Raw genomic sequence first — 9,527 nt, 5'->3', positions numbered from 1 at the left:
CAAAACAAAAAGAGCCCTAATCACAAAGTGATTAGAACTCGAATTTAGTTTCACCAACAACAGTTGACGAAGAGCCGCTATTTAAGCAAAAAAAGTAATGCATTCCACAAACCAGAACGCATTACTTTTTTCACTTAAATTCTGGGATCAAATCACCCATTATCCCACTCTTATTTCTGAATCTTCGAAACTTCTTCCAAGAACCACTTATTAAATGCTTCCGCGTCAATATCCGCGCAAACATTGGCATTGGTCTTGCCATCGTGGTAAGCTCCGCGAATGTCACCAACCGTTTCACCAATAGCTGGGCCATCTGTGACGATATCGATCCACATTTTCTCAGTCTTAATTGCTTCTGGGTGAAGTAGATAGAAGATTGTGTTGACATCGTGCATAGCAATCCCTTTGTCGCTGTTATCGCCATCATTGATGATGATATCGTGAAGCATCTTACCAGTTTCGTTCATGGTTTCCAATTTTGCCAATGAATCTGGCGTCAATAGCGCCTTCATTGTAATGTCCAAACCGACCATCGTGATTGGAATGCCAGAATTGTACATGATGCGGGCGGCGTCTGGGTCAGTGAAGACGTTAAACTCAGCGGCACTGGTCATATTGCCCTTTCCAAGGGAGCCACCCATGGCAACGATGCGTTCAATGTGATCCTTCACTTCAGGATATTCACTGAATAGTAAGGCAACGTTAGTGTATGAGCCGGTTGGCACCAATGTGATCTTTTCGTTACTACTCATAATGGTGTCTCGCAAAGCTTCAACGGCACTGACATCAAGCGGCTTAGGCAAGTCCTCAGGAAAATCATAGCCAGGCATCCCTGATTCGCCGTGAATTCGGGCAGCGTCCTCGAATTCTTTGATCAGCGGTTGTTTAGCACCAGCAGCAATCGGAACCTTCTTATTGAAGAACCGGACAATCTTTTGAGCATTCTTAGTTGTCTTGTCAACAGTCACATTGCCAGCAACACTGGTGATCAATTTCAAATCAATTTGGGGATCATTTAATGCCATCGTTAAAGCAGCGGCATCGTCAATTCCCGGATCAGTATCCATGATAATTTTAATCGTCATTGTTCAAACTCCTCCTTATATCAAACGCTTACAATTTTTTAGTAACAGGAAGCGAACAATCTTAAATCTGTTTGCTTTCGTTGATAACTATTAATAGCGGCAACGACATTCTTAGCCAAAATGTTATTCCCAGTTCCCATGTTAATCTCAAATAACCAAACATGCACTATAGTAACGCACTTAAAATGAGATCACAGAGAAACAAAGCACCCAAAACATACGTTGGGATCGTCAATTCATTTTGTCGGCCGGCAGCGATCTTCAGCAGTGGATAGGTCACAAACCCAAATGCCAATCCAGTTGAAATGCTGGAAGTAAATGGGATAATCACCACGATCAAGAATGCAGGAAACCAATCCGAAAAGTCGAACATGTTAATTCGGCTGAGTTGGTTCATCATCAACGCACCAGTGATGATAATGACGGGTGAAATGGCCGCCTGAGGCACAAATGACAGTAATGGGATAAAGAACAGCGATAAGCCAAACATCACGCCGGTTACAATCGCAGTTAGCCCAGTCCGGCCACCGCTTTCGATGGCAGAAGCACTTTCGGCAGCGGCAACCGTTGGACTGGTTCCAAGAATGCCGGAAAGAAAGCTGGTCACGGAACTGGCCTCAAACGCTTTTTTGAATTTCTTAGGATTGGGCATAATGCCTTCCAGCAATCCCATCGATTCAAATACCAAAATCATGGTCATGGAGAATACCGCCAGAATAAATGGAATGCTGAAAGCCTGACTAAAGTCGCCCTTGGCAAGCACGTCCGTGTATTTGGTAATATCACCGATGCCAACAGATGGCGAAGCCTGGTCCTTAATGCCAAATAAGATCCCCACAATCGAAGTGACCAGAATCCCAATGAAGAAGCCCCCGGTAACGTTGCGTACAAATAGGAACAAGGTAATCAACAGGCCAAAGATTGCCAGCAAAGTTGCCGGATTAGTGAGATTTCCCAGTGCCAGAATGGAATTTTTCCCCTGCTGAATCAACTGCGCTTTTTCAAGCCCAATTTCCACCAGAAATAATCCAATTCCAGCTGTAATCCCTGCTTTAAGCGTCTCCGGGATTCCCTTAGCCAGCACAACGCTGAGCTTGGTAAAGGCAACGATCACATAGATCACACTTGAGACAATTGAGATCGCTAAGGCTTCCTGCCATGACAAGCCCATTGCGACAACAATCGTGTAGGTGAAGAAGGCGTTAACCCCCATTCCTGGCGTCAAAATAACTGGTGCGTTCGCCCAGAATCCCATGATTAAACAGCCGATCAGAGAAGAAATAATGGTGGCAAACACACTCAAATCAACTGGGATCCCAGCATCTTTTAAAATAACCGGATTGACAATAATAATGTAAGATATGGCGAAAAATCCGGTAATTCCAGCAATGATCTCTCGTTTAATGAGTGCTTTATCTTTTATAGCCTCATGAAGCCGCAGCTTGTTGGCTACGGCTTCAGCTTGCTGCTTTTTATCCAAAAATAAAACCTAACTTTCTAACTTTCGATATTACCAAACAAATAATCCAACGATACCAGCTGACATCAGCGATACCAAGATACCTGAAAGTAACATTGTCAAAACATTCTTACTGATCAAATCATTCTTTTCCTTGTCAACCAAGCCTTTGAAGGCCCCGATAATCATACCAGTGGTTGAGAAGTTAGCAAATGACGTAATGAAGACAGTCAATTGAGCTTGGTAGTGAGCTGGGAAGATGCTGAGGTTGTTGATTGTCCCGGCAATCTTACCCATAACAACAAATTCGTTGGTAACCAACTTCATTCCCATGAATTGAGCGAATTGGAAGGCTTGGCTGACATCGAGTCCCATTAACCATGCAAATGGGAACATGATGATCCCTAAGATGTGTTCCAATGATAACCATGGGTTGAAGAGGGCCAAGATCTTATCAATCAAAGCAGCTAAAGCAACAAAGGCGATAACGTTAGCAGCAATGATTAAGATCAAACGACCGGCACCAAGAATTGAATCACCCAAGAATGAGAAGTATGGTTCCCGTTTGCCGTTGGCTTGAACGTCGCCAGCTTCAACAGCTGCGTCACTCGTACCACTACCACCCATTTTAGCGATGGTATCTTCTTCAGGAGTAACCTTAACTGGGTTCAAAATGCTTGTGATAATCAAGGCGTTTAACACGTTCAATGGAATCGCAGTCAAAACATATTGACCAGGAACCATTTGGGTATAAGCACCGATGATTGAAGCCGTAACACATGACATTGACATCATTGCCAAAGTCAAATTACGCTTTGCAGACATTTGCTTTAATTGGAGTGATGAAACGGCAAGTGCCTCAGTGTTACCAAGGAACATCATTTCAACGGCGAAGAATGATTCAAACTTAGGAGCGCCGGTAATGAATGAAAGTCCCCGGCCAACCCACTTGATGATCCAAGGCAAGACACCTATGTATGTCAAGGTATCAAACAATGGGACAATCATCAAGATTGGCAGTAACGCACTGGTGACAAAGTTCATTGATTTAGCAGTTCCACCGTACTGAGTGGTTACCCAGTTAGGCAGCGCAAAATTGATCCCTTGATAAGCAACTTGGACCAACCAGTTAAATCCATCGGCTGCAGCCTTAACGGCATCACGGCCCCAAGCAAAACTCGTCAAGATCCAGGCTAAGACAAGGTTAATCACTAACACAACAGCTACAGAACGCCAGTTAATACTTTTCTTGGCATTTGAAAATAATAACGCGATTCCAAGGTAGACAACAATACCAAGAACGTTAACCAGCAAATAGGTTAATTGCATATTCTTAAATCCTCTTTTCTGAATTTATAAACAAAAATGGCTAGAAACAAAAGCTGACGACTATCCTCCTTATAAGACGAAATTGGTTTTAAAGTTTAAACCCAAAATAATCATACGATGAACTATGCCAGTTCACCAAGAAAACTGCTCCTGAGAAACTTCGGCGAAGCATCAAGATGGAAAATGTCAGCGATTGTTGCGGCCACATCGGCAAATGAATGCCGAATGCCCAGTGATTTCCCATCAGGATTAGATGGTACATATGCAATCAGTGGCAGATATTCCCGCGTTGGAGTCGTACTGAACGTCGGATCGTTGGCATACGAGGACGTGATCAGCAGTAGATCCGTTGAATGCAATTCGTTAATCAGCTCGGCGAGTTGTTGGTCCATGTAGCGCAATGATTTGGCGCAGCCCTCGATATCGGCTTGTCGGCAGCACTCCTGGAGACCCAGTGTCCGCATGTAGATCAAGCCGCTTCCTGAGCTGCTGGCCTGCTGATGCAATTCTCTAAATGCTCGAACGTCACTATTAGCAGGGCGAATCGTCGCTAAATCCTGATTAAATATGTAACTGTCGTAATTACTAATGACGATTGATTTGTTAATCCCCTTGCCGTTATAGACGACCGAGTCAATAGAGCTGGTAATTCTGACGTCAGATTGGTAGTCGAACATTTCCCGCAAGCCAGAATTGAAGTCCGTCCCTTTGCTTGCCATTTGAACTTTGCCAAAGTAGCCAATCGGCACGTCCACGGGGGCAATTCCAAGGATCGGATCACCAAAACGAATATTCCCCAAGCCTAATTTGCTCAGGGTTGGTAACTTAAAGTGACCCACCACTTTATTAGCAATGTGCCCAAGCATATCGGCACCGACTGAATTAAATTCATTGGCGTTCTTGGCCTCACCAACACCAAGTGCTGATAGATCGACAACAATAACCCGCCGAAAATCCATAGAATTCACCTTTTCCCCGTTTCAATTTCCAAATGTGAAATAGTTCTACTGAATAGAATACCCAATTAAGCGAACATTGTAAATTGGAAAGGTCAGAAATAATGGAAAGTAATACCTTTTACTTTCCTGATTGCGCTTTCATTATAGCAAAGATCATTCGCTCCCACAACCAGGAAGTGCAAATTTGTGAAATAAGTTCATCTTGTTAATTATTCGAGTCCTGATATGGCACGGGGTGTTTGATGTGGTCGAAACCCAACAAAGCAGGAAATTCACATGGATGACCGGTTGTTAAGATTAGGCGGTGAACATTTATCAAATTAGAAAGCTAGGAACGTTGCCCAATCATTGTGCGGAACTTAGCAAGGAGTGAAGCATCGTTAAAAGCGACACAAAAAAATAGGATTTAAACTCATTCTGACATGCTACGAGTTTAAATCCTATGTGGAAGGGATTATCGGGGTTAATACCCACTTCATAAATAATTTAATGTTTTATCGCCTCAATTTAACTAATTGTTGATCCATCTGCCGCAAACGTTAATCACTTTTCTTAATTTACTTTTGATAAATTTGCCGTGCGATCAACGAATGGTTCTTCGTGAAACTAATTGGTATCAACTTGATATCTCATCAATTTGACTGCGGAACCATCTGACTTACTATAAGCGACCTCTTTATGTTAATCTCATTCAATTACTCCAACAGGTATTAATAGTGAGCCATCAGGTTGCATAAACATTTGAAACCAAACTTGTTATATTCAAACACTTAATCACCTGAATTAATTTTGTTATTTTAACTCTTAAACATTTGAAACTCTCTTGAGACTTATGAAACATTATGATTCAAATACATTGTGCATGGTACTTTATACTTAAACTTTCATGTTCCTAAATACTTCTTGAAACTTCCAAACTCTAACACTTAAAATAATCATCCGTCATTTCAAACTGTGAAACATTTGAAAATAATCTAGTTACATTCCAACATATTAATCTTTGGATCAGAGAACATTCAAAGTAGGTGAAACCCCTATGCTTCGAACTTCCTTTCCCTTCCTTGACTATATAATAACATATCTGGAAGCGTTTGCAAGGATTAGTTCTCAACTTTTTAAGTTTGTTTGAATGATAGCCAAATTAACACCTACTAGATTCCAAAAAGACCCATAATCAGGCATCCTAAGAATCAGGATTTCCAATTATGAGTCTTTGATATCATGTTACTTAACCATTTCGGCTGAAAACCTTCCAGCCACCACAGACTACTTGAACAGGAATTTAAGTGGATCAAACACGAAGAATGACAAGCCGGCCAGCCCAATCACGGCAACTGTCGCAATAATTGGCCACATATCATAAACACTGGTCTTGTCATGCATCAAATACTTTACGTGAGAGACTGGGGTTGTGATTGTGACCTTATCACCATTGATTGGTGTCAATCTGCCAGCGTTCACTTTTTTATTGCTGAGTGTCTTGTAAAATGACTTGCTAAATCTATCAAATGTCACCAGTTTGGTCTTGCTCTTCGTCTTGCTACTGCCATCGCTTTCAACCACAACTTCAGCAAAGTTCGCTTTGACCAAGTCCTTGCTGGTCACCGGTTTCTTAATCTTTGATTGCTTATTAACTGGAAACTGGCTTGGATTGGTTGAAGCTGGACTAGTTCCACTTGAAGGCGCAACCGCCACTGAACTTGATGATTGGGGGGTTGCTGTCGAACCTGTCTTCCCAGAGTCCGGTTGGTCATTTGGGAGCACACCATCAATGATTGTCTTCAAAACATCATCAACCGTGCTCCCCTCCGTTGTGGTCCCTTGCTTACCAATGCCGATCATTGCTTGAGAAACGGGTGCCTTGGTAGAATTGCTTGTCTTACCAGTTGACTTAGTATCATCATCCGTGGTATCGGTACCACTATCCACATCGTTGTTTGAATCAGTGCTGGCCGGATCCTTTGAAACTGGATCTTCCTGCTTGGTCGAAGTGTCTTTAGCACTTGTATCGGAACTCGTCGTTGATCCTTTTTGATCAGTCACAGTCCCAGCGTCGGCCTTAGAATCTGAAGAATCAGTTGACGTATCACTTGAATTATTGCTGTCAGATGAGCTTGAATCGTTGCTATCTGAACTATTATCGCTACTACTATTATTCTGATCGCTGGAAGAATCATCTGTCGACTTGACATGATTATTGTCGGCATCTTTATATGAAATTGAATCATCCGCTTTTGAATCATGAACTGTACCTGCTGCACTACTGGAGTCGGTTTTGACCTCAGCCTGAACAGTTGTTTTTTGACTTGTATCCTGCGGCATCACGTCCGCTTTCCCCTGGATACCAAGTCCGAACATTGCCAATGCAAATGATGCTGCATAAATTGGCAATCGGCTCTTAAGGTTATTCCTCATAATATTGTTATCCCCTGACTTGGGCGCATTCTAAATATATTTAAAAATGTATAGTCTCATGTTAAGGTACTTTAGGCATTTTGGCAAGTTGGTTATGTATTTATCACCATTGTGTAAATGTCTCGTAATATATCAATGTTATATTTAGACTTGATTGAAATCATTCTGAGGAGATAATAATATGCACAGAAAATTCTACCTAGTTGCAGCCCTTGCCGCATCACTGGGCATGGCCGGATTAACGACCACTCAAGCGGCAACTGCCAAGACCACAACAACTACGAGTACTTCAACTAAGACGACCAGTTCCAAAGCAACTAAAGATAAGGAACAAGAAGATATCAAACCTGCATCAGTTATCAACACAACTGACCTCTCCGACGAACCCATGCCTTATCACATGAAGAAAGGCTACATCTATTCCGATTCCGGCTTAACCAAAACGTTGGGATCCGCCAAAGATTTTGACAATTTCACCTTCTATGCTTACAAAAAGGTGACAATTGACCGATCAGCTCAAGGCAGTGGCAATTCCGTTTTCTACTATGTCAGAAGCGGCAGCGGCAAACAAACCGGTTACGTTTGGCACGGTAACCTGGAAGGCATCGCGGAAGGAACCTTTAATATCGCAATGAAAAACAGCAATTATTTCAAAGCAAATAAAATCATTACGATGGGTGATTCGATTACTTGCGGGTACGATGGCTACCAGACCCTTGATGATATGGGCTATCCAACTTGGTTATCCCGTTATTTAAATGCTAAGGTGACTAACGTTGGCTATAACGGTGCTTTCTTGTCTCAAGGTGACGGTAACGCTGAAACTCCCGGCGACTTGAACACAGTTATCAACGAGCACAATTTCAAAAATTATAATGTTGCAACCATCGCTTATGGCACCAACGATTATGGTCACTCAACTAATTCGCTGGACGACATTAAGACCCAGCTGAATAATGACATTAAGAAGATGAAGTCAGACAATAAGAACCTGATTATTTATGGCATCTTGCCACTGACCCGTTATGACAGCAATGTCAACTCAGATGAGGTGCCTGGTCAGGGCGGTTACACCATGAACCAGTTACGCGATGCAGAAGCTGAAGTCTTCAAGGACAATAGCATCCCTTATCTCGACTGGCGAAATGATACCAAACCAATCATCACCGACGCCAACCATACCGACCGCTTCAACGATGGCCGCTTGCATCCAAATCCAATGACTTATCAACTGATGGGCCGCGAAATTGCCCAGTTCATGATTAAGAATTACCCAGAAGATATGATTAAAACAACGAGCAAAACATCAACCACCAAGAAAGCAACCACCTCAAAAACAACTGCTAAGAAGACAACGGCAAAAACCAGCAGTATTTATCGTTACTAAACTTAACATTAATGAATGACAATGAGGTTGAGACATTAGTCGGCAACCCATTTATAAATATAACTCAGCTTTCCAATTTTATATTGATAAAACTTGCAACAAACGGCTGATCCCCGCCATTTAAGCCAAAAAGCAATGCATTCCAAAACCAGGAATGCATTGCTTTTTTAACTTAAACTCTGGGATCAAATCGCCTTTTGTCCCAATCTTTAGTGAGTTCCCACACGATCAGCTTGAATAACCGCATGGTACAAATCATATTATTTTGAAGAAATAACAAAAGGCTCGACAAAATTAATTGTTCGAGCCCCCTATTAAAAAGATGAGTTAATCCATGAATATGTGGTGTAAGTTGATTAAGATGTGGGATTACTTAGCAATGTAATCGGTGTTACCATTTTGGTTATTTACCTTATCTGGTAACTGGGTGTTCGTTTCAAATTGCTGCATCACGACTTTAATAGTCGCACCCTTTGATTGTTTAGGCGTGTTGTTAGAAATTGTATCTGCTGAATTGAAGACATAGAAGTAACGTGAATTTCCATTATTAAACGATGTGCCAAAGAAACCAGTGTGAGGGTTCCCTGTCTTATTGTTTGTACCTGGTGAGGTCAAAGAACCAGCTTTAGCAACGTGGGCGTTATCCGCAGCGTTCAATGCTGTTTCAAACTTATTAGTTGTCTTAGTGTCGCCAAAGTAGTCAGCAACGTTAAATGAATCGCTGCTATCAGTTGTACTTGGGAATGCACTATTTTGTTGGTCAGTAGTTAATGCAGGGAAGCCATAAGCAAAGTCAGATGCGCTCATTGGCTGAGAGCGTAAAATATCTTGTGTAAATGCATAAAAGATTTCTGAATTGTATAGAAATAGGGAATGCCTTCCCTTATGATATT

Annotated in this window: 6 protein-coding genes and 1 pseudogene; 1 reads left to right on the top strand and 6 read right to left on the bottom strand. The window is 42.0% G+C overall.

The window, feature by feature from the left end; genetic code table 11:
* Nucleotides 1-170 precede the first annotated feature (170 nt).
* The 5 genes from rihC to KTE19_RS11530 all read right to left on the bottom strand — a co-directional run bounded on the left by rihC (nucleotide 171) and on the right by KTE19_RS11530 (nucleotide 7,247).
* Entirely contained in the window at nucleotides 171-1,085 is a 915-nt protein-coding gene (gene rihC / locus KTE19_RS11550; protein WP_217342331.1) for a ribonucleoside hydrolase RihC, read from the bottom strand.
* 166 nt (nucleotides 1,086-1,251) lie between these two features.
* Complete coding sequence (locus KTE19_RS11545) at nucleotides 1,252-2,565, bottom strand: NCS2 family permease (RefSeq protein WP_217164999.1); 1,314 nt, start codon at nucleotides 2,563-2,565, stop codon at nucleotides 1,252-1,254.
* Nucleotides 2,566-2,595: 30 nt separating this feature from the next.
* On the bottom strand, nucleotides 2,596-3,873 hold the full coding sequence (locus tag KTE19_RS11540; protein ID WP_217165000.1) for a NupC/NupG family nucleoside CNT transporter: 1,278 nt from the start codon (nucleotides 3,871-3,873) through the stop codon (nucleotides 2,596-2,598).
* Nucleotides 3,874-3,995: 122 nt separating this feature from the next.
* Nucleotides 3,996-4,832: an alkaline phosphatase family protein gene (locus KTE19_RS11535; RefSeq protein WP_217165002.1), complete on the bottom strand. Its 837-nt coding sequence runs from the start codon at nucleotides 4,830-4,832 to the stop codon at nucleotides 3,996-3,998.
* Nucleotides 4,833-6,098: 1,266 nt separating this feature from the next.
* Entirely contained in the window at nucleotides 6,099-7,247 is a 1,149-nt protein-coding gene (locus tag KTE19_RS11530) for a hypothetical protein (RefSeq protein WP_217342330.1), read from the bottom strand.
* Between the two features lie 181 nt (nucleotides 7,248-7,428).
* Between KTE19_RS11530 and KTE19_RS11525 the strand changes: the two genes are divergently transcribed.
* On the top strand, nucleotides 7,429-8,634 hold the full coding sequence (locus KTE19_RS11525) for an SGNH/GDSL hydrolase family protein (RefSeq protein WP_217342329.1): 1,206 nt from the start codon (nucleotides 7,429-7,431) through the stop codon (nucleotides 8,632-8,634).
* Between the two features lie 369 nt (nucleotides 8,635-9,003).
* On the opposite strand, the pseudogene KTE19_RS11520 reads toward KTE19_RS11525, so the two are convergent.
* A pseudogene (locus KTE19_RS11520) lies at nucleotides 9,004-9,527 on the bottom strand (hypothetical protein); the annotation flags it as partial.

Source organism: Lentilactobacillus dabitei, assembly GCF_019061365.1.
In the GTDB taxonomy this organism is placed as follows: domain Bacteria; phylum Bacillota; class Bacilli; order Lactobacillales; family Lactobacillaceae; genus Lentilactobacillus; species Lentilactobacillus dabitei.
This window is presented reverse-complemented; position numbering and strand designations above follow the sequence as displayed.